Origin of the sequence: Brevundimonas sp. M20, assembly GCF_006547065.1 — a bacterium.
GTDB lineage: Bacteria > Pseudomonadota > Alphaproteobacteria > Caulobacterales > Caulobacteraceae > Brevundimonas.
In genome coordinates, this window is sequence record NZ_CP041243.1 from 156,484 (window position 1) to 182,147 (window position 25,664).

General features: G+C 67.7%; 24 protein-coding genes. 10 read left to right on the forward strand and 14 right to left on the reverse strand.

Annotated elements, in window-relative coordinates; all coding sequences use genetic code 11:
- Positions 1-24: 24 nt before the first annotated feature.
- Positions 25-1,539: a terminase large subunit domain-containing protein gene (locus FKQ52_RS00810; RefSeq protein ID WP_141625416.1), complete on the reverse strand. Its 1,515-nt coding sequence runs from the start codon at positions 1,537-1,539 to the stop codon at positions 25-27.
- A gap of 94 nt (positions 1,540-1,633) precedes the next feature.
- Positions 1,634-2,266 (reverse strand): hypothetical protein, encoded by a 633-nt coding sequence (locus FKQ52_RS00815; protein WP_141625417.1) that lies wholly within the window; start codon positions 2,264-2,266, stop codon positions 1,634-1,636.
- A gap of 420 nt (positions 2,267-2,686) precedes the next feature.
- Between FKQ52_RS00815 and FKQ52_RS00820 the strand changes: the two genes are divergently transcribed.
- A complete protein-coding gene (locus tag FKQ52_RS00820) occupies positions 2,687-3,313 on the forward strand; it encodes a hypothetical protein (protein ID WP_205750812.1) in 627 nt (208 codons plus the stop codon).
- 429 nt (positions 3,314-3,742) lie between these two features.
- On the opposite strand, the gene FKQ52_RS00825 is transcribed toward FKQ52_RS00820, so the two are convergent.
- The 6 genes from FKQ52_RS00825 to FKQ52_RS00850 all read right to left on the reverse strand — a co-directional run bounded on the left by FKQ52_RS00825 (position 3,743) and on the right by FKQ52_RS00850 (position 10,936).
- Entirely contained in the window at positions 3,743-5,347 is a 1,605-nt protein-coding gene (locus FKQ52_RS00825) for a hypothetical protein (RefSeq protein ID WP_141625418.1), read from the reverse strand.
- Entirely contained in the window at positions 5,347-6,153 is an 807-nt protein-coding gene (locus FKQ52_RS00830) for a hypothetical protein (protein WP_141625419.1), read from the reverse strand. Before FKQ52_RS00830 ends, FKQ52_RS00825 begins: the two co-directional genes overlap by 1 nt.
- Positions 6,154-6,226: 73 nt before the next feature.
- Positions 6,227-7,219 carry a hypothetical protein gene (locus FKQ52_RS00835; protein WP_141625420.1) on the reverse strand — a complete coding sequence of 331 codons (993 nt, stop codon included), beginning with the start codon at positions 7,217-7,219 and terminating at the stop codon, positions 6,227-6,229.
- Between the two features lie 132 nt (positions 7,220-7,351).
- On the reverse strand, positions 7,352-8,998 hold the full coding sequence (gene groL / locus FKQ52_RS00840; protein ID WP_141625421.1) for a chaperonin GroEL: 1,647 nt from the start codon (positions 8,996-8,998) through the stop codon (positions 7,352-7,354).
- A gap of 57 nt (positions 8,999-9,055) precedes the next feature.
- The gene (groES, locus tag FKQ52_RS00845) at positions 9,056-9,343 is read right to left on the reverse strand and encodes a co-chaperone GroES (RefSeq protein WP_141625422.1); all 288 of its coding nucleotides are present in this window, start codon (positions 9,341-9,343) and stop codon (positions 9,056-9,058) included.
- Positions 9,344-9,484: 141 nt separating this feature from the next.
- Entirely contained in the window at positions 9,485-10,936 is a 1,452-nt protein-coding gene (locus tag FKQ52_RS00850) for a tetratricopeptide repeat protein (protein WP_205750814.1), read from the reverse strand.
- Positions 10,937-11,094: 158 nt separating this feature from the next.
- Between FKQ52_RS00850 and FKQ52_RS00860 the strand changes: the two genes are divergently transcribed.
- Complete coding sequence (locus FKQ52_RS00860) at positions 11,095-11,517, forward strand: hypothetical protein (protein WP_141625424.1); 423 nt, start codon at positions 11,095-11,097, stop codon at positions 11,515-11,517.
- A 155-nt stretch (positions 11,518-11,672) separates the two neighbouring features.
- Positions 11,673-12,035 carry a VOC family protein gene (locus FKQ52_RS00865; RefSeq protein ID WP_141625425.1) on the forward strand — a complete coding sequence of 121 codons (363 nt, stop codon included), beginning with the start codon at positions 11,673-11,675 and terminating at the stop codon, positions 12,033-12,035.
- Here FKQ52_RS00865 and pgi read toward each other — a convergent pair whose 3' ends face one another.
- Entirely contained in the window at positions 12,036-13,661 is a 1,626-nt protein-coding gene (gene pgi / locus FKQ52_RS00870; protein WP_141625426.1) for a glucose-6-phosphate isomerase, read from the reverse strand.
- 109 nt (positions 13,662-13,770) lie between these two features.
- Here pgi and FKQ52_RS00875 point away from each other — a divergent pair, with 109 nt between their 5' ends.
- On the forward strand, positions 13,771-14,247 hold the full coding sequence (locus tag FKQ52_RS00875; protein ID WP_141625427.1) for a hypothetical protein: 477 nt from the start codon (positions 13,771-13,773) through the stop codon (positions 14,245-14,247).
- A 16-nt stretch (positions 14,248-14,263) separates the two neighbouring features.
- Here FKQ52_RS00875 and FKQ52_RS00880 read toward each other — a convergent pair whose 3' ends face one another.
- From FKQ52_RS00880 to FKQ52_RS00895, 4 genes are all read right to left on the reverse strand, one after another.
- Positions 14,264-14,806, reverse strand: a complete 543-nt coding sequence (locus FKQ52_RS00880) for a thioredoxin family protein (RefSeq protein WP_141625428.1) — start codon at positions 14,804-14,806, stop codon at positions 14,264-14,266.
- Between the two features lie 161 nt (positions 14,807-14,967).
- Complete coding sequence (locus tag FKQ52_RS00885; RefSeq protein WP_240811696.1) at positions 14,968-17,121, reverse strand: protein-disulfide reductase DsbD; 2,154 nt, start codon at positions 17,119-17,121, stop codon at positions 14,968-14,970.
- An 83-nt stretch (positions 17,122-17,204) separates the two neighbouring features.
- Positions 17,205-17,666 carry an OmpA family protein gene (locus FKQ52_RS00890; protein ID WP_141625429.1) on the reverse strand — a complete coding sequence of 154 codons (462 nt, stop codon included), beginning with the start codon at positions 17,664-17,666 and terminating at the stop codon, positions 17,205-17,207.
- A gap of 105 nt (positions 17,667-17,771) precedes the next feature.
- Positions 17,772-18,119: a YMGG-like glycine zipper-containing protein gene (locus tag FKQ52_RS00895; RefSeq protein WP_141625430.1), complete on the reverse strand. Its 348-nt coding sequence runs from the start codon at positions 18,117-18,119 to the stop codon at positions 17,772-17,774.
- Positions 18,120-18,279: 160 nt separating this feature from the next.
- On the opposite strand from FKQ52_RS00895, the gene FKQ52_RS00900 reads away from it, so the two are divergent.
- The 6 genes from FKQ52_RS00900 to FKQ52_RS00925 all read left to right on the forward strand — a co-directional run bounded on the left by FKQ52_RS00900 (position 18,280) and on the right by FKQ52_RS00925 (position 24,577).
- On the forward strand, positions 18,280-18,624 hold the full coding sequence (locus FKQ52_RS00900; protein ID WP_141625431.1) for a hypothetical protein: 345 nt from the start codon (positions 18,280-18,282) through the stop codon (positions 18,622-18,624).
- 155 nt (positions 18,625-18,779) lie between these two features.
- Positions 18,780-19,646 carry a diacylglycerol kinase family protein gene (locus FKQ52_RS00905; RefSeq protein WP_240811697.1) on the forward strand — a complete coding sequence of 289 codons (867 nt, stop codon included), beginning with the start codon at positions 18,780-18,782 and terminating at the stop codon, positions 19,644-19,646.
- A complete protein-coding gene (locus FKQ52_RS00910) occupies positions 19,646-20,497 on the forward strand; it encodes a metallophosphoesterase (protein WP_141625433.1) in 852 nt (283 codons plus the stop codon). The genes FKQ52_RS00905 and FKQ52_RS00910 overlap by 1 nt, the downstream gene beginning before the upstream one ends.
- A gap of 38 nt (positions 20,498-20,535) precedes the next feature.
- Positions 20,536-21,759 (forward strand): TIGR03862 family flavoprotein, encoded by a 1,224-nt coding sequence (locus FKQ52_RS00915; protein WP_141625434.1) that lies wholly within the window; start codon positions 20,536-20,538, stop codon positions 21,757-21,759.
- Positions 21,760-21,776: 17 nt separating this feature from the next.
- Positions 21,777-23,408 (forward strand): M20/M25/M40 family metallo-hydrolase, encoded by a 1,632-nt coding sequence (locus FKQ52_RS00920; RefSeq protein WP_141625435.1) that lies wholly within the window; start codon positions 21,777-21,779, stop codon positions 23,406-23,408.
- A gap of 32 nt (positions 23,409-23,440) precedes the next feature.
- Positions 23,441-24,577 carry a serine hydrolase domain-containing protein gene (locus FKQ52_RS00925; RefSeq protein ID WP_141625436.1) on the forward strand — a complete coding sequence of 379 codons (1,137 nt, stop codon included), beginning with the start codon at positions 23,441-23,443 and terminating at the stop codon, positions 24,575-24,577.
- Positions 24,578-24,688: 111 nt separating this feature from the next.
- On the opposite strand, the gene rarD is transcribed toward FKQ52_RS00925, so the two are convergent.
- The gene (gene rarD, locus FKQ52_RS00930; RefSeq protein ID WP_141625437.1) at positions 24,689-25,627 is read right to left on the reverse strand and encodes an EamA family transporter RarD; all 939 of its coding nucleotides are present in this window, start codon (positions 25,625-25,627) and stop codon (positions 24,689-24,691) included.
- Positions 25,628-25,664 lie beyond the last annotated feature (37 nt).

A 25,664-nucleotide genomic window follows, 5' to 3' on the forward strand; every position in this document is an offset into this window, starting at 1 on the left:
CGAATATGGTCAGTATTGTGGCGCTTACAGCTGCGTCAGCCGGGGCCCCTCCCACCGGGGCCGCGACAGCTCGGTGATCGCCCAGACCAGCGCATCGGCCCGGTCCGGCGAGCGCCCGCCGGCGTCGTCCGCGCCCAGCCCCAGCAGCTCCTCCTCCAGCGCCTCCAGCCCCGCCGCATGCGCCACCCGCCCGTGTTCGTACAGCGCCGCCACCGGCTCGGCCCGCGTCACCTTGCCGGTCGTCGCATGCACCCGCCGCACCGGCGCCGTCAGGCCGCAGTTGCGCAGCACGGACTCCCCCATCGCCCCGCCCTGATTGGTCTCCAGCACCACGCGCGTGTTCGGGTCGACGGGGCGCCAGTCGTCCACCGCCGCCTTCACCCGCCCGGCCCAGCCGTCGGGCGACAGCCCCGCCGCCGTCCGGTCCTCCAGCACCACGAACCGCCGCCCGACCACCCCGGCCACCACGATCCCGCACGCGTCGCGAGGCCGCCCCGTCAACGTCCCCGCCGGCGGATCGACGGCGACAACGATGCGCTCCAGCCGTTCTCCCTCCCCGTTCGGGGAGGGTGTCGGCGCAGCCGACGGGTGGGGGCGGCTCCGCGCCACCCATTCCTCGCCCAACCCCTTCGCCCGCTCGATGTCCTCCAGCCGGAACAGCGCCCCCTCGGCCTCCAGCAGCTTCCCCTCCAGCTCCTGCGCCGCCCGTCGCGTCCCGCCGTACAGATCCTCCATCGCCGTCAGGAACCCCGGCGCCAGATGCGCCGCATTGGCCTTCGTCCCCGCATGTGTCCTGACGCACCCCGCCTCCGCCAGCACCCCGCGCATCAGCCGCCCCGGCTTGGGCGTGGTGGTGAGGACAAGTTTTGGGGCGCTACCGCTCGCAACGCGGTCGCTCGCTGCTTGAGCGCGGTTCGGCTCGTCGGGATCAGCCTGCGCAACGCGCCAGGACGCGTCGGGTCGAGAAGGCGGAGCCTTCTGACCGCGGCCCAGCATAATGGCCGCGTCGGGTCGGGAGGTCCCCGAAGGGGCCGACGGTCCGCGGCCCCACAAGGAATCGCTCGCCCGCACTGGCCAGGGCAGTCTGAGCCCCAATCTCAACATGGCGAGCGTCTCCTCCCCATAAAACCACGCACACACCTCATCCCCCCAGGCCGCGTGGAACTGCGGCCCTCTCAGCCGCTGCGGCTCCTCGGCCGAGAAGACCAGCCCCACCGCCCCGCCGGGAAACCGCAGCCGCCGCCGCGACGGCTCGTAGGTCGCCCCCGACCAGTACGGCAGGTTCAGCAGCCCCGACGGCCCCTCGATCATCACCGCCCGCGCGTCATTCAGCGTCGGCGCCACCAGCGCGATCCGCCCGCCCTCGCCCAGCCGCAGCGCTGTCTCCCACACCCATTCCGCCCCGGCCCGCGTCTTCCCCGCGCCCCGCCCGCCCAGAAACACCCAGGTCCGCCAGTCGCCCGACGGCGCCCGCTGGCCTTCATGCGCCAGCTCGGCCCACGCCTCGCGAGCCAGTTCCGCCTGAGACAACCGCTCCAACGCCTCTCCCTCCCCGTCCCGGGGAGGGTGGTCGAGCGCGGCGAGACCGGGTGGGGAGGGCTCCGCGAGCGCCCCGTGCGTCTCACCCCGTCCCCTACCCACCGCTCACCTCTCCCTCGTCAGAGGGGGAGGGGGACCGCCCGAAGCCCTCCGGGCGAAGGGGGGTGGAGGGGTCGGCGCCCCGCCGCGCCCTCAGAAAGTCCAGCGCCGCCCGCCGCCCCCGCGCCATGCCCGCCGCGTCCGCGCTTCCATCCCCGGCCATGCCGGCCACCCCGCGCGCCAGCCGCTCCAGCGTCCCGGCCAGCCGCGCATAGGTATAGGCCCGCGTCGGCTGCGCATCCTTCAGCATCAGGATCGCCGTCTCCGCCGCCGCCCGCGCCGCCTCGGCCAGCGACGCGTCGTCGTTCAGGGCCGTGATCGGCGCCTCCGCCGCACACCCGCGCCCCTCCCGCACCACCGCTTCCCGCACCACCGCTTCCCGCGCCGCGTCGTCCAGCGCGCACGGCTCCATCCACGGCCGATCCTTCCGCAGCAGCCCGGCCTTCCGCGCGTGGGTGTAGATCGTTCGCTCGGTCGTTCCGAACCGGACCGCCAGCGCCTTGGCCGTCGCCCCGGCCTCATACAGCGCCAGCAAGTCGCCCCACGACTTCGGCGTCAGCCGCCCATAGGGCTTCCGCTCCCGCCCCGTCGGCCCATTCCCCGCCTCACCCGTCCTCGCCCGCGCCATCGCCTCTCTCCCGGGCTCCATGCCCGGCGACAATTATCGACGCCCCCGAAGACCCCGCCGGCAAATGGCGAACTGTTTTTTACAAGCCGCTGATTTCCGGGCGGTTCGACTCAGAATTTCGGCCGAACTTCCGGATGTCCTCCCCCCCCTCTGCGGCGAGGGGGACCCTTCGAAGCCCGCAGGGCGAAGAAGGGTGGAGGGGCGCCCGCCCACACACGGTCTCCCGTCTCCTCCCCATCGCCCGCGATGGGGAGGGGGACCGTCCGAAGCCGCGTCGCGGCGAAGGAGGGTGGAGGGGCTCCTGAAGCCGCACGGGCGCCGTTCCTTCCCAATCGCCCGAACCGCCCGATTGTTTCGTCCCTGCAATCCGGGCGCAAAGCCCAACCGGCAATCGCGCGCCTTTCCGCAACGGAGAGCCTCATGCGCCTGATCCTGCCCGCCTTCGTCATCGCCGCCGTTCTGCTGGTCTCCGGACCGGGCCGGGCGCAGGATCCAACTCCCTCTGACAACCCCGAAATGGCCGCCATGCTTGAGGCCGATCAGGCCGTGCGTCACGGCATGACCCCCGAACGCCTCCGCGACCGCGCCTTCCTCCAGAACATGATCGCCGAGGACGCCGAACGTCGCCGCCGCACCCGCGCCCTTCTCGAGGCCGGCGCCCTGCGCACGGCGCGGGACTACCGCGCCGCCGCCTTCGTCTTCCAGCACGGCTCCACGCCCGAGGACTATCTGCTGGCCCACAGCCTCGCCGTCGCCGCCCTCGCCCGGGGCGACAGTGAAAGCGCCTGGATCGCCGCGGCGACGCTTGATCGCTATCTCCAGATGACAGGCAAGGCGCAAATCTACGGCACCCAGACGCGAAAGACGCCCGACGGTCCCCCCACGCTCGACCCCTATGATCGCGATCTGGTCCCGGACTCGCTCCGCACCGCGCTGGGCGTTCCCCCACGGGCCGATCAGGACGCCCGCCTCGCCGCCCTCAACGCCGCCCCCGCCCCGCCCGTCCCCGCCCCGCCCGCAAACGCCAATGGCCCGGACGGTTCCTGACGCGGGAACAGACCGCCCGTCATGAACACCGCATCCCCTCCCCACGACGTGGGGAGGGGACCCTGCGAAGCCCGCAGGGCGAAGACGGGTGGAGGGGCATTTCCTCCCCCACCGGGTGAGGGGGACCGTCGGCGAAGCCGAGGGTGGAGGGGCGTCCGCCCACACACGGTCTCCCGTCTCCTCCCCATCGCCCGCGATGGGGAGGGGGACCGCGAAGCGGTGGAGGGGTTCTTGAGGTCGTCCCGCCGTGAGGTTGGGTTGCGTTGGATCGTCCGCTACGCGCGAATAGTAGACACTCGAGCAAGATCGCGAACCGGCCATTTGCCTTCGATCATTTGGCATTCTGATAGCCGTTAGAGATATTTACGATCACTACGATGGTAGACGCGTACTGACCGCCTATTCATTAGGAACGAAACTGAGGAGGCTTCATCTGGCGAACGGGCCTTCCTGGACTGTAATGCCATCAGGGTCGACTGTCAGATGGAGACTAAGTCCCCCTTGAGGCAAGGGTGAATCGAAATATCGCGCCCGCACTTTTAAGCGCGCGCGTACTCCGAACCGTGCTGGCTCGAGGTAGGAAATGGACAACTCGTACAGGTCTGGAAAATGGTCGTCGTTCAAAACCTTTATCAGCGGCCAAGGATCACGCAACTCGATCGCGTCTCTGCGAAAAGCACATCGAAGAAGCCAGGCGAGATACGCCTGCTTGGGCTGGCCACCCATCGCTCTCGATACTCGCCGAAGCTGGGCCGCGACCACGATCCAGAGGTTGGGACTGTCGGTATCTAGCGCCATCACATCACGGCACGTTGCCCACAGTTCGCCATAGCCCAGCTGGCCAACGATCATCGTTAGGTCCGCGCGTTCGCTCACGACGACGGTGTGGACGTCAGTCACGTCCATATCAAGACTTGGCGCGAGATCAGACTTCAGGGGCTCGCGTTTTCGGCCGTCGTCCCCGACAAGACGGACCGGGGTGTCATTGAGAAGCAGCGTCGTGTGTCCCCTCCGGCCTGAAATCGTGAGACCACGACGGCTGAGTGAAGCCGCTACAGTGTCCGTGTAAAACGCTGCACTGGTATGACGAAGGCGGCTTAGGTCGCCGAACACGCCAATGTCAAATGGAGTTCGTGACCAGTGCGGGACGAACTCTAACACGGTCCTACCGCGTAGCAGGCGTTTGGCCACGGGATCGATACCTACGCCGTGCCGACGACGGGGATGCAAGGGGGCCACCAAGCTCATGTTGCTGACCGCAACTCCCATGATCGCCATGCGGTCGAAGACCTGCGCGGCAGCATCCACTTGACGATCGGGACCAATGCCTCGCGCTCGCACAAAGAAGGCGTCCTCTCCTCGGAAGAGCCGCTCGCGATCGTGCCAAAGCTCCCAAAGCACGCCCAAGGCATCAACGCCTTCTGGGGGCAGCACCCGCATGCGGGATCGATGGACCCGAGACACCCTTGGGACGCTCAGCACCGGTCCGATCACTGGCATCGTCCATCGGCGTTCCATGGCCCCGGCAAACGACCTTTCGCTCTCCATGATGACCATAACGTAAGGGTGATCGCGCGCCTTAAGCGCTGCGGCGACGGCTCGTGCGGCTTGGGACACGCCTTCCCATGCCAAGACGATGATCGGGCCGTTCTGCTGCTCCGCAGCGCTGAGGAAAGCCTCTCGATCTTTTTCATCGTGGAGATACGGCGTGAGAGAGCGCAGACGGTCGAACGATGCGGGTTCAAGGTCCGCCTCGCTCACATAGACCAACGGGAACATCGAAAAGGCCCAAGGCGGGGCCTCTGCGACCTCGTCTATCCTCGTTTCGACATCATGGCGGGCGTGGTCGATATCAAGATTTGGCAGGATCATGCCCCGCAGATCTTGCCCCCGAACATCAACGCCCTTCAGGGAGGTTCCGATATAGAAGGTCGCGGGATCACCCCCCGCCAGCTCGGCAAGGGCGCGGAGATCGCCCGTTTCCGCCTCGAGCAACCGCGCGAGCGTCTCCTGAAGCTGATCCGAGCGCGACATCAGAGACTTTCGGCGAGAACCACCGCGAGCGTCATTCTGGCGAATGGATTGGACATGTCGCCATCCGCCCCTTCGAGAAGACGTTCCTCAAACAAGCGATTTCGCAGGTAAGCCTCCGCCGCCGCCATGCGGTTACGGTGTTGGGGATTGAGTTGGAGAACCGACCACTTGGCCTCGTCAGTCATGACGATGTCAGTGATGATCAAATCTTCCCTACGACATCGGACTTCGACGCGGATCGAGGGTGGTATATGGCGATCCCGATCGACGCGCATATCGACGACAGTTAGTCGAGGTTCCTCCTCGCTGCGCCAAGGCTGGCCGACAAGCTCGTCTCCTATCGCCGGAGTGATTGTCCAACGGTGCGACGTGCCGTCCTCGTCCAGTCCATGAACCACCATCATCTCCCGTAGCGCTTCCGTGACAATCACTGAGGTCGCGGCCTTGGCGGACGCTGCCGCTGACGCGTCGAAATCCAAACCGGCTTCCACCCCACTCGCGCCGAGCTTGAGCTTTCCGCCCGCGGTGGTCGAGCCCTGAAGATCTGTCTCGCGCGTCTGTGTGGCTACGCCCTCGCGGGCCCGGGTGTCGCGACGTACACTTCGGGGATCAACCTTAGCGGGCTCGCTGGGCGGGATGACGATCACCACCTCTGCCTGCTTGAGCATAAGGCGGAAGCGGACTTTATCCGTGGCCTTTCCGCCGATCCTTCCTGCGGTGAAAGCGACGTTCACATGAAGATCCGCGCGCTCCGTAGCGCCATCGAACTTTTCATGCCACGCCTCGAGGGTCACGATCTCAGCCAAATTACGAATTTGGTTCGCCATCTCACTCCTGTCCCGGCATGTGCTGAGTGGCCGGATTGGTCATAAACCGAGTTCACTGTGCACGGGTCGGAGAGACGGGGGGCTTTTTTCTCGGAACCGGCTGGTCTGTTAAGGCAGAGAGCGCCGCGAGAAGAACGCTATGTTCTTGGCGGTCTATATCCTTTTGATGCAGGTCAGTGGTCGTCTCGCCTTTACGCAGAATGAAATTTCGCTCTGTTGACGCTAGGCCTTTGAGCATTTCCAACATCGTGGCATCGCCACGGTCTGGTTTTGCCAGTTTCACTTCGCTGTATAGCTGGATGGCCAGCAACTTCGCTTCAACATTGGTGAGTTCATTGTGGAAGTATCGGCTCTCACTCAGATTCCGTCTGTAGGTAGAAAGAAAGAAAAACGCGAAGACACTTGCCGTAAGCGATAAGAATGCTCGGGCGCCTGCAACCGCCCAGAACATCGCCGGATCGGCGGCACGGGGAGGCAGGAATACCGAGATCACGAGAATGGCTAGCGCCAACAAGGCGCCGCCGCCGCCGATGATCAGATTGAGATTGGCTTTTCTGTCTTGGTTCTGGATTTCCAGATCAAGGCGCACAGAAAGCTCGCGAGCAAGCTGTTCCGAAGGCGTTTCCCTTTGCGGGATTGCTTCTGGGCGCTCAGCTTCGCGTTCGGAAGCTCGGGGACCAGATGCGATGCGAGGCTCGTGCGGACCAGATGTGACCATCGAGAAGGGATTCAGCGTCCCATCGCGGAGATAGCCGAGCGCGCTAAAAGCAGAAGCGATCATGGCGCTCGAAAGACCAATGACGCCGATTGAGAATCGAAACTGTGCGACGGCCCAATCATAAGGCTCGCCCCACAGCAGAGTAATGATGTCTTGGGCCAATGGGATCAGTAAGGCCGAGAGGGCCGCGACAATGATCAAGGCGCCGACACTGACCGCACGGCGGCGCCGGCGCATTACGACCGGAGAGATCGCCTCTCGCTCTGCCAAATTCTCTTTTGGTTCCATTGTGTCTCCCCCCGCCGCCGCATAGGCCACAATCGTCACACCAAGACAATCTTCACGGGAAGGGGGCGGGCGGAATTCGCCTTCGTGTGCGGATGATTCTACAAAAAAGGCGCCCCGGTCTCCCGGAGCGCCTTCTTCGTTCTCAGCCTGTAACGGCGGAGCGGTGCGGACTTAGAAGTCCATCCCGCCCATGCCGCCCATGCCGCCGCCCATGTCGGGGGCGCCGGCGCCGCCCTTCTTGGGGGCGTCGGCGACGGCGGCTTCGGTGGTGATCAGGATGCCGGCCACGGAGGCGGCGTCCTGCAGGGCGGTGCGGACCACCTTGGCGGGGTCGATGACGCCCATCTTGACCAGGTCGCCGTACTCTTCGGTCTGGGCGTTGAAGCCGAACGAAGCGTCCGTGGACTCCAGCACCTTGCCGACGACGATCGAACCCTCGACGCCCGCGTTTTCCGAGATCTGACGGATCGGAGCCTGCAGGGCGCGACGGATGATGGCGATGCCGGCGGTCTGGTCGGCGTTGTCACCCTTGACGTCGGCCAGGATCTTGGAGGCCTTCAGCAGGGCGATGCCGCCGCCCGGGACGATGCCTTCGTCAGCCGCGGCGCGGGTGGCGTTCAGGGCGTCGTCGACGCGGTCCTTCTTCTCCTTCACCTCGACCTCGGTCGAGCCGCCGACGCGCAGGACGGCGACGCCGCCGGCCAGCTTGGCCAGACGTTCCTGCAGCTTCTCCTTGTCGTAGTCCGAGGTCGTGGCTTCGATCTGGGCCTTGATCTGGGCGACGCGGCCTTCGATGTCCGCCTTCTCGCCGACGCCTTCCACGATGGTGGTGTCGTCCTTGGTGATGGTGACCTTCTTGGCGCGGCCCAGCATGTCCAGGGTCACGTTCTCCAGCTTGATGCCCAGGTCTTCCGAGATGACCTGGCCGCCGGTCAGGATGGCGATGTCTTCCAGCATGGCCTTGCGGCGGTCGCCGAAGCCCGGGGCCTTGACCGCGGCGACGCGCAGGCCGCCGCGCAGCTTGTTGACCACCAGGGTGGCCAGGGCCTCGCCCTCGATGTCCTCGGCGATGATGATCAGCGGGCGACCCGACTGGACCACGGCTTCCAGGATCGGGAGCATGGCCTGCAGGGAGGACAGCTTCTTCTCGTGGAGCAGGATGAGCGGCTCCTCGAGCTGGGCCTCCATCTTGTCGGCGTTGGTGATGAAGTAGGGGCTCAGGTAGCCGCGGTCGAACTGCATGCCCTCGACGATGTCGACGGTGGTTTCGGCGGTCTTGGCTTCCTCGACGGTGATGACGCCGTCGTTGCCGACCTTGGCCATGGCTTCGGCGATCAGGCCGCCGACTTCGGCGTCGCCGTTGGCCGAGATGGTGCCGACCTGGGCGATCTCGTCGTTGGAGGTGACCTTCTTGGAGCTGGCCTTGACCTCGGCCAGGACGGCGGTGACCGCCTTGTCGATGCCGCGCTTCAGGTCCATCGGGTTCATGCCGGCGGCGACGGCCTTGAGGCCTTCCTGCACGATGGCCTGGGCCAGGACGGTCGCGGTGGTGGTGCCGTCGCCCGCCTTGTCGTTCGTCTTCGAAGCGACTTCGCGGATCATCTGGGCGCCCATGTTCTCGAAGGCGTCTTCCAGCTCGATTTCCTTGGCGACCGAAACGCCGTCCTTGGTCGAGCGCGGGGCGCCGAACGACTTCTGGATCACCACATTGCGGCCCTTCGGCCCCAGCGTGACCTTCACGGCGTTGGCGAGCACGTTGACGCCGCGCAGCATCTTGTCACGGGCGTCGGTGTTGAACTGTACGATCTTGGCGGCCATTGGCGGCAGCTCCTGTCTTGTATGAATTTCTGGAGTTAGGCGATCAGACGCGGGTGCTTACGAGAGCACGCCCAGCACGTCCGATTCCTTCATGATGATCAGGTCTTCGCCATCGATCTTGATCTCGGTGCCCGACCATTTGCCGAACAGGATGCGGTCGCCGGCCTTCAGTTCCAGAGCCTGGACAACGCCGCTGTCGTCACGGACGCCGGCGCCGACGGCGACGACTTCGCCTTCCTGCGGCTTTTCCTTGGCGGTGTCGGGGATGATGATGCCACCCTTGGTCTTGGATTCTTCTTCAACGCGCTTCACGAGCACGCGGTCGCCGAGCGGACGAAACGCCATTTGATGTATCTCCCTTGAGAAGTTCGAAGCCCCCGGGCGCGGCGTGCCGTTTTGGCAGCCGACAGCCACGAGTGCTAACGCGAGCGGGAGGTAGGGCGGCGGCTCGTGAACGTCAAGCGGTGAGGTGCTTGTGACGGGGGGTCAGTCCGACGCGGCGGCCAGGGTCCAGGCGGCCTCGACCTGGCGGGCGAACAGGGGGCGGGCCCCGCGCACGCGGGTGCGCCAGTCACGACCGCGGGCCTGCTGGCCCAGCAGATCGCTCAGTCCCCCACGGACCAGCACCAGCGCCTCATCCGAGCGGGCGCGGTTGATCAGGAAGCCGGCGTACTGCTCGGCGCCGGACAGCGCGGTGGCGTGGGCGGGGGGCAGGTGGGCCGCGGCGATGGCGCGCGCGCGCTGGTACTGGGCCTCCGCCTCCGGCGCCCGGCCCAGCCGGTCCAGTACGGCGGCATAGCCGGTCAGGGTGTCCAGCAGATCGGGACTGTCCGCGCCCACGCCTGCTTCATAGACCGCCAGTCCTTCCCGAAACGGCGCCTCGGCCTCGGTCCAGCGGCCCTGATCGGACAGGGCGTAGCCGAGATTGGCGCGGGCGTTGCCGGTGAAGGGATGGTCCGGCCCGACGATGTCCAGCGCCAGCTCGAGCGCCCGTCGGAACGGCGCCTCGGCGCGTTCGCCCTGTTTGGTCACATGCAGATACCAGCCGTAGTTGGTCAGACACTGGGCCAGCAGGACCGGATCGTTCGCCTTCTCCGCGATGTCCACGGCGCGGACATACAGGGGCTCCGCCTGATGCGCCCGCCCGGTGCGGCGCAGGGAGTTGCCCAGGTTCGACAGAACAATGGCGACGTGGAAGTCGTCCGGTCCGTACAGTACTTCATACATGCCCAGCACCTGCCGGTACAGCGGATCGGCCTCGGCATGGCGTCCCTGCGCGGTCAGGGCGTTGGCGACAAGATTCAGGCTGTCGGCGGTCTTCTCGTGCACCTCGCCAAGATGGGCGCGGCGAAGCTCCAGACTGGTGCGCGCCGAGGCCTCGGTTTCCTCGTTGCGGCCGAGGGCGTCCAGGGCGCGGGCGCGGTCATAGCTAAGGGTCGCCGCCTCCAGCGGGTCGGCGCCCGCTTCGCCCAGCAGGGCCAGGGCGCGTTCGATGTCGGCCAGGGCGCCGACATAGTCGCCGGTCTCCAGCTTCAGCCTCGCCCGTACAGCCAGCGGGTGGGCCGCAACCTTCGAATCCGGCCCCAGCCGGGTCTCGACCACCTCGACCGCCGCTTTCAACGCGACCACCGCGCCGTCGGCGTCACCGGCTCCGTAGCGTTCGACCCCCAGCGCGACCAAGGCTTCGGCGGCGGCTCCGGCATCAGTTTCGCGCCGCAGGATGGCGCTGATGGGATCGACTTCGGTCGCCGCGGAGATACGGACATCGGCCGGTGGGGCGACCGCGGGAGGCGGTGGAGGCGGTGGAGGCGGCGGCGGCGGCGGTGGCGGAGGCGGTGGAGGCTGTTGAACCACCTGCGCCGCGGCGGGGGCGGCGGCCAGCGTCAGCGCCAGTCCTGAAGCGGTCGATAGCATGATGATCGCCAGCAGCCGTTTCATGCCCGACCTCTCCCTTTCCGGGCATCAGCCGACATTACAGCGATTTATGCAAGGTGAACCGAAACTGAACGCCTCTCTCCCGGCCGGTTCAGGCTGCCACCGGCATAACGGTCCTCACACCCGGCGGAGACGCCGGTCCCGTTCGAAAGGAACCGACCATGAAGACGTTTTCGAAAATCGCTTTCGCCGCCCCGGCCCTGGTCGGCGCCATGACCCTGATGGCCGCCGCTCCGGCCGAGGCCCAGAGCCGTGATCGTGACCGCGACAACAGCGGTCGTAACGCCATTATCGGCGCTGTGGTCGGCGGCATCGCCGGCGCGGCTGTCGGTAACGGCGACGGCGCCTATGTCGTCGGCGGCGCCCTCGCCGGGGCGGCCCTCGGCGCCGCCGCCAGCAACAACCGTGACGATGACTGCGGCTATTATCGTGGTGGTCGCTGCTACCGGAACCAGGGTCACTGGGAACGCGAGCACGGCATCAACAGCCGCGACCCGCGCTGGGAGCAGCGTCGTGACTACCGCGAACACCGCCGTGATGAGCGTCGCGAACGCCGCGACTATCGCTACGATCGTCGCTGGTAACAGAACACCCTTCCGTCCGTTCGTGTGAATTGATCGGACGTGTGGGCGAGGAAGGCGGGTCTCCTGAAAAGGGGCCCGCCTTTTTCCCGTGTGCCGGTCCTCTGGCGTCCAGCATCGTCCCGGCGCAAGGTGCCGCCGTCAGGGAGGACAAAGACATGGCGGTTACCGGCATCGGCGGCTTCTTCTTCCGCTCGAAAGATCCCGAGGCCCTGGCGGCCTGGTATCTCGAGCATCTGGGCGTCGGTGCGCCTCCGGGCGTCTACGTCTGGGACCAACAGGCCGGGCCGACGGTCTTCGCCCCCTTCAAGGCTGACAGCGACTATTTCGCCGCCGACAAGGCCTTCATGCTGAACCTGCGGGTCGATGATCTGGATGGCCTGTTGGCGTCATTGCGTGCGGCGGGCGTTGAGATCATCACCAAGGACGAATGGGACGCGACGCCCGAGATGGGTCGTTTCGCCCGCATTCATGACCCCGAAGGCAACGCTATTGAGCTGTGGCAGCCGCCGGCGAACTGATCAAACCATCAGTCGCTTCATCAACTCCGCCGTCGACGGGTCGAGGCCGGCTGACGGCTCACCCGCCTCGACGTCCTTCAGGATGGTCTTGGCCAGAACCTTGCCCAGTTCGACACCCCATTGGTCGAAGCTGTTGATGTCCCAGATCACACCTTCGACGAAGGTCTTGTGCTCATAAAGGGCCAGAAGGGCGCCGACGGCTTCGGGGGTCAAGGCGTCCATCAGGATGGTGGAGGACGGGCGGTCGCCGGGGAAGGTCTTGTGCGGGGCCAGACGGTCCGCCTCGGCCTCCGACGCGCCTGCTGCGATCAATTCGGCCCGGGCGTCCTTCTCCGTCTTGCCGACCATCAGGGCCTGCGCTTGCGCCAGCGCGTTGGACCACAGAGGCGCGTCGCCCTCGCGGTCGTCCATCGCAGTCGCCGACGTATGGCCGACGACCACGAATTCGGCGGGAACCACGGTCGGCCCCTGATGGATCTGCTGGAAGAAGGCGTGCTGGCCGTTGGTGCCCGGTTCACCGAACACGATGGGGCCGGTGGCGGTGTCGACGGGCGTGCCGTCGCGCTTCACCCGTTTGCCGTTTGACTCCATCTCCAGCTGCTGCAGGAAGGCAGGCAGGCGGCGCAGGCCGTGGGCGTAGGGGGCGACGGTGCGGGCGTGGCGATCCAACCCCTCGATGTTGAAGACCTGCGCCAGCGCCAGCAGCACCGGTGCGTTCTTCTCCAGATCTGCCTCGGCGAAATGGTCGTCCATCGCGCGGGCGCCGGCCAGCACCCGCTCGAACACATCCCAGCCAAGCGCCACTGCGACCGATAGGGAGACCGCCGACCACAGCGAATAGCGACCGCCGACCCAGTCGCGGAAGCCGAAGGTGCGACCACAGCCCCAGTCCCTGGCCTTGTCCGGCGCGGCGGTGACGCCGATCAGGTGGCGGATCATCCGGCGCGGTGACAGGCTTTCGGCCAACCAGGCCTTGGCCAGTTCGGCGTTGGCCAGGGTCTCCTGCGTGGTGAAGGTCTTGGAGACGACCACCACCAGCGTCGTTTCGGGCTCCAGCCCCGCCAGCGCCTCGGCCATGTCGCGAGGATCGATATTGGCCACGAAGCGCAGGTCGATCGCCGGTTCCAGCGGCTTCAGCGCATCCCACAGCAGGCGCGGCCCCAGATCCGATCCGCCGATCCCGATGTGGACGATGGCCGTGAAGGGTTGCTTGGTCCCGCCGGTTTCGGCGCCCGAGCGGATGTCGGCGGCATATTGCGCCATGGCGTCACGGGTCTCGTCGACCTCCTTCGACACAGCTTCGCCCAGGGCGTGGAAGTCGGCCCCTTCGGCGGCGCGCAGGGCGGGGTGCAGGACGGCCCGGCCCTCGGTGTTGTTCACGGCCTCGCCGCCGAACAGGGCGTTGCGGCGACCCTCGACGTCACAGGCGCGGGCGACATCCAGCGCGGCCTCGAAGCCCTCGGCGCTCCAGGACTGCTTCGACAGGTCCAGATACAGGCCCGCCGCATCCACACTCATCCGGTCGATCCGGCCCGGGTCGGTGGCGAAATGGTGGACGATGCGCGCCCCCGCGTCCTTGCGCGCCACGGCGCGGAGAAGGTCGAGGGCTTGATTGCGGGCGTTCATCGGCGATCTCGGCGGCGGTCGGCGGGGAGTCGTAAACCCTCGTTTACGGGTCGGGCGTAAGCCGGTTCAACGTCGAATCGGTGATTCGGCAAAACAATTGAGGTTGCTTATGTCCTGCGGCGTCGCCCTCGCGATCTCTCTGCTGCTCACAGACCCCAACGTCGCCCTGGCGGCGGAGCAACCGCGCGCCGTCGCCGACGCTCCGGTTTCAGTCGCGGACGAGCCCCTGTTCGCCGATATCGTCAGTCGCGCCGGAGCGCTGCGCGGCGTGGTCGGCCAGTGGCAGGCCAATCTGGCTTCCGCGCCCGACTGGTACATGACCCCCGAGGCGCTCGGCCGGTTCGAGACCGAGACCACGGCGCTGGCCGACCTCGACATGCAGGGGCATCTGATCCTCAAGGAGCGGGGTACCGACGGCGATCTGAAATGCATCCTGCGCGGCATTTCGGAAGACATGCCGAAGAAGGTCGAGGCCGTCCGCACCGCCGCCACCCCGGCCGAACGCCGCGTCGCGCTGGACGAGCTCCACTACCTGCTGAACGACAACATCGAAGTCATCACCGCGCCGCCGCAGCCCCCGGTCTAGAGACCGAGGGGCGGGACTACGCCTCGTCCGCGTACTTTACCGAGCATCCGTAAGGAGTCGCGAAGGCGGTCCGCACAGGGCGGTCCGACATCACGTCATCCAGCGCCGCGCGGACGAAATTCGTCGCGCCTTGCAGGTCGGCCACGTCATTGGTGGGCTTGTCATCAATGCCGCCGACGAAGACCAGCCGTCCTTCCCGGTCGATGATCCGCATGTCCGGCGTGGTCTTGGCGCCGTAAGCGCGGCCGACCTGACCTGTCGGGTCCAGCAAAAGGTGGGTTGCATTCGCCTTGGTGCGGGTTTTCCAGCTTCGTGCGCTTTCGCCTTCGACATGGCCCTGCGTACCGGGCGCTGACGAGATGACACTCAGCCAGACAATGCCGTCTTCAGCCGCTTCCCTCTGAAGCGCCTGCATGGCGCCCGAATAGTGCTTCTGGACGTAGGGACAGCCTTCGTTGGTCCATTCCAGAACCACGATCTTGCCCCGGAAGTCCGCCAGCGAGCGGGGGGCGCCTTCTGAATCGATCAGGGTGAAGGCCGGAGCGGCCTGACCGGGCATCGGTATGGCCCCCGGCGCGGCGGTGGTTGCGGCCGGCGCGTCAGCCTTTCCCGCGGGCGCGGCGGCCTGCTGCTGGCAGGCGGCGAGAGACAGGGCGGCGAGGGCGACGACCAGCGTCGGAAGGGGCAGGGCGCGAACCAGGGCGGTCTCCTTCAGTGGGGTCAGGGCTTCAGGGCCTCGACGACGACGCCCTCGGTCAGCAACTGGGGCAGGATTTCCGGTCCGGCCTGTCCGGGCCGGTAAAGCAGGTAAAGCGGAACGCCTGACCGGCCGTGGCGCTGCAACTCGGCGGTGATCGCGTCATCACGCCGCGTCCAGTCGCCGATCAGATAGACGGCGCGCGACTGTTCCATCGCCCGCTTCACGCCCGGCGTGGTCAGGGAGGTCCGTTCGTTGATCTTGCAGGTCACGCACCAGTCCGCGGTGAAGTTCACCAGCACCGGCCGGCCTTCGGACAGGGCGGTCTGGACCGCCTGCGCCGACCACGGGGCCGATGACAGTTCGCCGGTTCCGGCGTCTGCTGAAGGGGCTTCGACCGGCGCGCGGGCCGCGAGGGTCGCGGCGCCCAGCATGGCCAGAAGCAGAGCCGCGCCCGCAATGGTGTGGATCACCCCGCGACGGCCCAGCGCCCGCTCGCCCTGCCCCGCGCCGACCAGCCACAGGCCCGTCGCGCCCGCCAGACCGGCGGCGAACAGCAGGCCCAGACCCTCGGCGCCTGTCTGGTTGCTGAACACCCAGGCCAGCCACAGGGCGGCGCCGTACATCGGGAAGGCAAGGAGGCTTTTCAGCCGGTCCATCCAGGCGCCGGGGCGCGGCAGTTTCGACAGCAGGCGCGGCGTCAGGCTGATGGCCACATAGGGCAGGGCCAGACCCAGTCCCAACATCAGGAAGACCGCCAGCGCCATCGGCCAGGGCATCAACAGGGCCGCGCCCAGGGCGAAGGCCATGAAGGGGGCGGTGCAGGGCGCGGCTACGATCACCGCCAGCGCGCCTGTGAAGAAGGACCCCGCGCCGCCGGGCAGTCGGGACAGGGGGCCCGAGCCCACGCCCTGCAATCCACCGCCGATGTGGAAGACGCCCGACAGGTTCAGGGCCACCGCCAGCATCAGCAGGGCCAGACCGGCTGTGACCGGCGCGGACTGCAGCTGGAAGCCCCAGCCGACGGCCTCGCCCGCCGCCCGCAGACCCAGCAGGGCGCCGGCGAGGATGATGAAGGTCGTCAGAACGCCGGCGAGGAAGGCGAGGCCATCTGCCCGCGCGTGTCTCGCGTCATGGGCCGAGGCGGCCAGCGCCGCCGCCTTCATCGCCAGAATGGGGAAGACGCAGGGCATCAGGTTCAGGATCAGCCCGCCCAGCAGGGCGAAGACCAGAGCTTGCGCGAACACGATCCACCCGGTCGCGGGAGCGGAGGCGCCCGGGGTCGGGGCGGCGTCATCCAGCGGGGCCAGTGCGCCTGAGCCGGTCGCGCCGGGCAGGGGCGCGCCGGGCTGGGCGGTGATCTCGAAGGCGCCCTTCGAGGTAGCCAGCACGCCGGCGACAGGGCCTGTCAGGCCGCCCGCGGCCATCTTCCCGCCCGCGGTCAGCACCAGCGTCAGGCCGTTCGGACCCCATGAGCCGCTTTGGGCGCCCGCATGGTCGATGGTCCCGCTTTCGAATGGGAAGAAATAGGTCGGTCCCGGATCGCCTCCAGCCAGAGGTCCGCCGGTGGCCGACAGGGTCAGGACGCCGTTCTCGAGGGTCGCGCGAGCGGTGATCCCCGCCGGGCGCCGCGCCTGCTCGAGGATGCGGGCGATGGCGGCGCCGTGCGCGGCGTCCTGAGGGGCTGCGCCTTCGCGAATCGGCAGATCCAGCCCCAGCGTCAATTCCCGTGGAATGCACATCTCGTCGCTGCAGACGAGGAACAGGGCCTTCACCCGCAGCGGCAGGGTCGAACCGGGTCGTGCGCTGGCGGGGATCTCGACCGGCACGGGCAGATAGACCGCGCCTTCATAGCCGTAGTTCACCAGTCCCTGCAGCCGCTGCCGTTCGGGCAGCGGCCAGACGATGTCGCCCGCCTTAACGCCTGTCGGCAGGGTCCACTGAAGGGTGGTCGGGCCGCCGGAGTCGCCGGGATTGCGCCAGTAGGTGTGCCAGCCGGGTTCGATCTTCTGCCGGACCGCCACCACGGTCGTGCCGCCGGGCGTGGCCCAGCGGCTCATGGACACCAGCTCGGCCTCGATCTCGTCGGTGCGCTGGGGGCCGGTTTGCGCCGCCGCCATCCCGGCGGGCGCCAGAATGAGGGTCAGCAGGATCAGAAGACGGAACAGGCGGCGCACGCGACGGTCTCTCGTTCGGAACCGCGGGACCTTAGCCGCACGGCCCCTGTGTCGTCACGCGCCGCCGTCAGCGTCAGGTCGCCTCAGCGGCGTTCGCGCGCCTTCGGCGCGGCTTCGACCAGCACCTCGGTCCGGCGGCGCAGGGGCTCATTGGTCCCGGCAGCCGTGGTCGCGCCCGCGTCGCCGACCGCCCCCACTTCGAACGCCGGCGCAGGCCAGCCCGCGGCTTGCAGGGCTTCGGCCACGGCGATGGCGCGCTGTTCGGACAGATTCAGATTGGAGGCAACCCCGCCCGTCGCCGAGGCCAGACCCACGACCTGCACCCGCTTGATGTCGCAGCCCTGAAGCTGGGTTGCGGTCAGGCCGATGGCCTGCAGCGCCGCGCTGGTCAGCCGGGCCTCGTTCTCGGCGAAATAGACATCGAACCGTTTGGCCGTGCAGGGTGAGGGCTCGGCCACGATCTCGGCCCGGTCCCGCATTCCCGGCGTCCAGCCGCACCCCGCCAGCGCCGCCGCGCCCGCCACGATCACCACAAAACGCTTCATATCCAACCCCTCGTCTGTCCTCCGCCCAGCCCCGGGCGGCGCATGAAAAGGGGCGGCCCGCCCTTCGACGAACCGCCCCCAAAGCTCAGGCCTCAGCCCTTGCTACTAGTAGCGGCGCTGACCGTTTTCCCAGTAGCACTCGTCCTGACGGCCGTCGTAGCAGTAGTAGTACCGGCCTTGACTGTCGGTGTAGCGGCGCTGGTTGGCGCGGTCCTGGCTGGAGCCGCGGATGGCGCCGGCGGCGCCGCCGACGACCGCGCCGATGGCCGCGCCGCGACCGGCATTGCCGTCGCCTACGTTGTTGCCGATGATGGCGCCGGCCACTGCGCCGACACCGGCGCCGATGGCGCCTTGGCGGACGGTTTCGTTCGGGCCGCCGTAACCGTAACCGTCACTGGCGCAGGCCGAAGCCATCAGGCCGGCCGCCGCAATCGCGATGATCGCCGTTTTCATGATGTGTTCCTTGATCCTCGGGTTCGCCCCTGGGGTGAGAACGCTGGATAAGCTGGGCGGTTCCTCAGCCTATAATCAGGGTTAAGCCTGTACTAGGCTTGCCCCGGACGGTCGCGGAGGGCGGCGGTCGGGGTTTTTTGGATGCAGACGGGGGTTGCGTATGCGTTTTTCTGAACCGGTTCGCATGGCGAACGATGGGGATCACAGTCCGGTGTGGGCGCGCACGAAGCGCCGTCGCGGCGGCGCCAATCCGATTGTCGGTGTGCTTGTGACCCTGCTGGCGGTGTTCGGCGTCCTGACGGCCGTGCTGGGCATCAAGGAGCGGTCCCTGGCGGAGGGCGGCGCGATCATGGACGGCTGGATCGCCGCCGGTGTCGCCACGGTCAAGGGCGAGGCGCCAAGGGTCGCGGACGAGGCGGTCGATACGGCGGGCGATGCGGCCGACAAGGCGGGCAATGCGGTTCAGGCCGGCGCCGCCGCCGCGACGGAAGAGCTCAAGAAGTAGGCCCCGATGGAAGCGCCGGAACCCTCGCACGAGCGGGGCGTTCGGCCCCCATGGGCGATGCAACGGTCAAGGTTGATGGAACGGCGGCCGTGACTTCGGGCGCGGCCGCGGAGACGCATGCGCTCACGCCGCATGTGGGGATCACGCGGGTCATAATGCTGATCAACCCCTTGTCCGGCAGCGTCGGGCCACGGGCGGTGGTTGAGGCGGAGACCATACTTGCGGACTACGGGTGCGAGGCCTCCGTTGTGGCGCTGGAGGGTGGTCAGTTCGATGAACAGATCAGCGCGGCGCTGGAGGCCAAGCCGGACGTCCTGTTCGTGCTGGCGGGAGACGGCACAGCGGGAACGATCGCCTCGCGCGCCGGGCCTGAAGGCCCCTTGGTCGCCCCCTTGCCGGGCGGCACCATGAACATGCTGCCCAAGGCGCTTTACGGCACCGGCGACTGGAAGCTGGCTCTGCGCCGCGCGCTGGAGGAAGGAGCGCAGCAGCCGGTCGCGGGCGGCGAGGTGACTGACGGCGATTTCACCCAGTCCTTCTATTGCGCGGCCATATTCGGCTCTCCGGCCCTGTGGGCGCCAGCGCGGGAGGCGATGCGAACAGGCAAGATCAAGCTGGCCTTCGCCCACGCTCGCCGCGCGCTGAGGCGGGCGTTCAGCGGGCGGCTGAGGTTCTCACTGGACGGTCGCAAGGAACGGCGGGCGGAGGCGCTGGTTCTGATCAGTCCGATGATTTCCCGCGCGATGGAGGAGAACACCGGGTTGGAAGCTGCAGCGATGAACCCGAGCGATGCGATGGAAGCCTTCCGTCTGGCCGCGCACGCCGTGATGGATGACTGGCGGCAGGACCCGGCGGTGACGACGCGCTCCACCCAGAGGGTCGCCATCGTTGCTCGCTCTCGCATCCCGGCGGTGATCGACGGCGAGCCGACGCAACTGCATCACAAGGCCAAGGTTCGTTTCATCCGCGAGGCTTTCCGGGCGCTGGCCCCGATCCCTCCGGCGGCGGAGGATGCCGTCTAGTGGGGCGCATCCTCCAGTTCTCGGACATCCATTTCGGGTGCGAACACAAGCGTGCCTGTTCTGCGGCGCTGGATTATGCGCATGCCAATCCTTCGAACCTGGTCCTGATCACCGGAGACATCACGCAGCAGGGCTTTCCGGATGAGTTCGCGGCGGCCGGGGACTGGATCCGGCGGATGCCGGACCCGCAGTTCGTCATCGTCGGCAATCACGACGTGCCCTACTGGAGTCTGGCCGCGCGCCTGTTCCACCCGTGGAAGGCTTTTGAACGCGCGACGGGGCATCCGGCGCACGATCACCAGTTTCTGAGCCCCGAGCTGATGGTGCGGGGTGTGGTTACGGCGCGAGGCTGGCAGGCGCGGCCGAACTGGTCGAAAGGCGTCATAGATCTGGATCAGACCCGAAAGGCGGCCGAGGCCCTGCGGCAGGCGCCGGTCGGGGCGCTGAGGGTGCTGGCCTGTCACCATCCGCTGGTCGAGATGATCGGCACGCCGATGACGGGGGACGTGAAACGCGGCGACGAGGCGGCCCTGATCTTCGCCGAGGCCGGGGTCGACATCATCACGACGGGGCATGTGCATGTTCCCTTCGCCCTGCCGATCCAGCTCGGCGATCATTGCTCCTATGCGATCGGCTGCGGGACGCTGTCCCACCGCGAGCGAGGGACGCCGCCCAGCTTCAACCGGATCGACTGGGACAAGCGGGAGATCACAGTGACGGCCGTGGCCTGGACCGGCGAGCGGTTCGAGGACACGCAGGTCTGGCGTCTGCCGCGCCGTCAGGACACGCGCAAACCCGCCACCGCGCCGGATCCCAATGTGCCGGGGGAACGCGAGGCGGCGGCGGTCTGAGGTTGCCACGACGTCCGAACCGCGCTTGAGGTCGGCGAATGAAAATCGTCCATGTGATCGGCGCCGGGCCTGCGGGCCTGATGGCTGCGGAACGGCTGGCCGGCGGCGGCGTGCGCGTGGTTGTGCATGAAGCCATGCCGTCCGTGGCGCGCAAATTCCTGATGGCGGGGCGGGGCGGACTGAACCTGACCCATTCGGAGCCCATGGAAGGCTTCCTGTCGCGCTATGGTGAGGCGACGACGGTCGTCTCCGGATGGCTGGAGCGTTTTTCGCCCACGCGTCTGATCGGCTGGGTCGAGGGGTTGGGACAGCCGGCCTTCACCGGATCATCAGGCCGTATCTTCCCCAAGGCGATGAAGGCTTCGCCCCTCTTGCGCGCCTGGTTGTGGCGACTGGCGGATTTGGGTGTGGAAGTCCGGACCCGGTCGCGTTGGGTCGGTCGCCGGGACGGCGGCTGGGTCTTCGCCGGGCCGAATGGTGAAACCATTGAAAAGGCCGACGCCGTCGTTCTGGCCTTGGGCGGCGCCAGTTGGCCGCGTCTGGGGTCCGATGGGGCGTGGACGGAAGAACTGCGGGGCGCCGGGGTCGAGGTGGCGCAGTTCAAGCCGTCCAACGTCGGCTTCGACGTGGCGTGGAGCGAGGTGCTGATCGAGCGGTTCGCGGGCGAGCCGCTGAAGACCATCGGCCTGAGCCACGGGGGGCAGTCGGTGCGCGGCGATCTGATGCTGACCCGATACGGGCTGGAGGGCGGCGCGGTCTATGCCCTGTCGGCGGCGCTGCGAGATGCGATCCAGCGCGACGGATCGGCGGAGCTGGTGGTGGACCTGCGGCCCGATCTGTCCATTGAGGCGATGGCGGGTCGACTGACGAAGCCGCGCGGCAAGGACAGCGTCACCAATTGGCTGCGCAAGGCGGGCGGCCTTTCTCCTGCCGCGGTCGGCCTGCTGCGGGAAATCCCCGGCGCGATCCCCGAAGGCGCCGACAAACTGGCCCGGCGGATCAAGGCGGTGCGCCTGACCCTGAAAGGGGTGCAGGGACTTGAGCGGGCTATCTCGTCCGCCGGTGGGGTAAAGCTGGATCAGGTCACGGATGATCTGATGTTGAAGGCTCTGCCGGGTGTCTTCGTCGCCGGCGAAATGCTGGATTGGGAGGCGCCGACCGGCGGTTATCTTCTGCAGGCCAGCTTCGCCTCGGGTGTCGTGGCGGCGGAAGGCGTGCTGGACTGGCTGGGTCTGGCCGGGCAGGGTGCCACGCCGTCCTGACTGTCCGGAGTAGAGCCATGCGCCTGAAATCGATCCTCGTTTCGACCACGGCGCTGCTCTGTCTCGCGGGCGCCGCTCACGCGCAGCAGGCCGATCCGGCCCGGCTGAATGAGCACACCCGCGTTCTGGCCTCGGATGAGTTCGAGGGACGGGGCGTCGCCACTCCGGGCGAGCAGAAGACCGTCGACTATGTGGTCAGCCGGTTTCAGGCGTTGGGCCTCGAACCCGGCGGGCCGGATGGTCAGTGGGTGCAGGTCGCCCATCTGAGCCGGACACAGCAAGCCGGCCCGGCGACCATCACCGCTACCGTGAACGGGCAGGTGCGCACGCTGGAGCGTGGGCCGCAGATTCTCGTGGCCAGCGACCGTCCGGTGGATCGCATCACCCTGACCGACGTGCCGGTGGTCTTCGCCGGTTACGGCGTCGATGCGCCCGAGAAGGGCTGGGACGACTTCAAGGACGTGGATGTGCGGGGCAAGATCATCCTCGTCATCGTCAATGACCCGGACTTCGGCGCGCCCGAGGGACATCCGGTGGCCGGGCGGTTCGACGGCAACGCCATGACCTTCTACGGCCGCTGGACCTACAAATTCCAGGAGGCGGCCCGGCAGGGCGCGGCTGGGGTGCTGGTGATCCACGACACCGCGGGCGCCGGTTACGGCTGGAGCGTTCTGGAAGGATCCTCGACCGCGCCGGACTTCGACATCGTGCGTGCGAACTGGGAGGCCGAGCGCGTTCCGGCGCAGGGCTGGATCCAGGGCGATGTGGCCGAGCAACTGATCCGCGACGCGGGCCTCGACTACGCCCGATTGCGCTATCAGGCCCGCAGCGAGGCCTTCCTTCCGGTGGAGTTGCCGGGCGTGACGATGTCGATGGATTTCGGCCAGACCCACGCGACCATCGAGAGCCGTAACATTCTGGCCCGTATTCCGGGTTCGGAGCATCCGGACGAGACGGTGCTGTATGGCGCCCACTGGGACGCCTATGGCCGGGCCACGCCGCAGAACGGCGACGACATCTATAACGGCGCCGTGGACAATGCGACGGGCGTGGCGGCGATGATCGAGCTGGCCCGGATGTTCAAGGCGGGAACACCGCCGGAACGGTCGGTCGTGTTCGCCGCGTGGACCGCCGAGGAGGCGGGGCTGCTGGGGGCGGAATACTACGCCGCCAACCCGGTCTGGCCGCTGGAGACGACCGTCGCCAACATCAATATGGACAGCTTCCTGCCCGGCACCGAGGTCTCGCCCGAGGTCGTGGTCATCGGCGCCGGCAAGAGCGAGACGGATCGCTGGGTAGAGCGTCGCGCCACCGAACAGGGGCGTCGCCTGATCCCCGACCCGGCGCCTCAGGCGGGCGGCTTCTACCGCTCGGACCACTTCCCGCTGGCCAAGATGGGCGTGCCTGCGGTGTTCGCGGCCGCCGGTTTCACCGGGCACAACGCGGCCAGCCGCGACTACGTCCAGAACCGCTATCACAAGCCCTCGGACGAATGGACGCCCGACTGGGTGATGGACGCCGCCGCCGTGGACGTGAACCTGCTTTACGCCGTGGGTCGCGATCTGGCTGATAGCCGGGAGTGGCCGCAGTGGAATGAGGGCGCCGAGTTCGAGGCGGCCCGGGCGGCGTCGGCCGACCGGCGGCGGTGACAGCGGCGTGTCTGGCGGCTAGATCCCCCTCCATGACCTCCCTCCCCGACATCCAAGGCATCTGCCCTGCCGCCTTCGCCGCCGTGAAGGACGCCTTCGCCGCCAATTTCAATGACGCGCCCGAAGGGCTGAACGAACAGGGCGCGCGGTTCAGCGTCCGCATGGGCGGCGAGACGGTCATCGACCTGTGGGGCGGTTCGGCTGATGCGGCGGGGACGATCCCGTTCGGCGAGCGGACCCTGACCCCGGTGTTCTCGACCGGCAAGGCGGTGATGGCCCTGCTGATCGCCACCTGCGTCGAGCGTGGTCTGATGGACTATGAGGCGACCGTGGCCAGCTACTGGCCGGCCTTCGGTCAGGCGGGCAAGGACCGGATCACCGTCGCCCAGATGATGAGCCATCAGGCGGGTCTGCCGGGCTTTGATACGCCCGAGGATCCGGCCATCTGGTTCGACCGCGAGGCGACCTTGGCCCGGCTGTGCGCCCAGACGCCGATGTGGGCGCCGGGCACGGCCTCGGGCTATAGCCCCATCGTCATCGGCTATCTGGCGGGCGAGCTGTTCCGCATCGTCGATGGGCGGACCATGGGCACGGCCCTGCGGGAAGACTTCCCCGGTCTCGATCTGTGGATCGGCCTGCCGGAGGCCGAGCACGACCGCGTCGCCCAGATGCGCAAGCCGACCAAGGCCACCAGCCTCGGCGAGATCGACGCGATCAAGAAGGCCGCCTTCCTCGACAAGGGCTCCTCGCCCGGCGGGCGCGGTTCGGCCGAGTGGCGGTCAATCGAGATCCCGTCCGCCAACCTGCACGGCACGGCGCCCGATCTGGCGCGGATCGTCGGTGTTCTGGCGACCGGTGGTGAGTTCGAGGGACGGACGGTGCTGTCGCCGGAGGTGCTGGCAGCCGCGACGCGCGAGCGTGTTCACGGGCAGGACCGGGTGCTGCCCTATGAGATGAGCTGGGCCGCCGGGTTCACCCGCAACTCGGGCCTCAACATCTTCGGGACCAATCCGGACGCCGTGGGCCATTGCGGCTGGGGCGGTAGCTGCGCCTTCGCCGATCCGGCGAGGGGGCTGTCGGCGGCCTATGTCATGACCCGGCAGTCGCCGCATCTCATTGGCGACCCGAGGGCGCAGCGGCTGATCGGAGCGCTGTACGGGGCGCTTTGAAGGCGTGAAAGGTGATAGGTGAGTAGCGAGTAGAAAGGATGGCGCCCAACCCGGCGCCGCAGCCCGGTTCCAGGCGGACTCGCCACTCACTTTTCACGACTCACTCGCCGCTTACCCTCCGACCGCCTCTTCCGCGCTGTTCTTCAGCGCCAGCCGGGCGGCGCGCTGACGCAGGAAGGCGGCGGCGGCGAACACGCCTGCGCCCGTCCAGATAAAGGCGAAGGAGGCGATCCGCAGACCCGTCAGCTGCTCGCCGGACCAGACGCCGATCACGAACTGGATTGTCGGCGCCAGAAACTGAATGAAGCCGATGGTCGACAGGGGCAGTCGGCGCGCTGACCATGCGAACAGGGCCAGCGGCAGGACGGTCGCCGGACCGTTGGCGAGCGCCCAGGCCAGGTTGACGGGGCTGTCGAAGCCCGCACTGGCGCCGGTATGCAGCAGCCATACGATCCAGAGCAGGCCCAGCGGGGCCAGCAGCAGGCATTCGATGAACAGGCCCGCCTGCGCCTCGATGGGCACGCGTTTGCGGATCACGCCGTAGCTGGCGAACGAGATGGCCAGGGCGATGGAGATCCACGGCGGGCGGCCCAGAGCCAGCGCCTGCAGCAGAACGCCGACAGCCGCCATGCCGATGGCCACCCAGCCCCATTTGTCGATCTTCTCGCGGAACAGCCACAGTCCGACGATCATGTTGAGCAGCGGGTTGATGTAGTAGCCGAGGCTGGCCTCCAGCGTGGCGTGATGGGTCGTCGCCCAGACGTACAGACCCCAGTTCACCGCGATCAGGGCCGTGGACAGCATCAGCCACAGCAAGGTCTTCGGCGAGCGGAACGCCGCCATGACCTGCTCGCCCTGTTTGGCCAGAACGACCAGAAGGCCCGCGACCAGAACCGCCCACAGGGCGCGGTGGGCGAGGATTTCGAAGGCATCGAAGCCGATGGCGTGCTGGGCCATGAACAGCAGGGGCATCAGCCCCCACAGGGTGTAGCAGCCGAAAGCGGACAGCAGGGCGGGGCGGCTCGCGTCGGAGCCGGTGGCGGTGGTCATGGGCTTCTCCATCGCCGGGGGAGCGGCGAGACGGAAA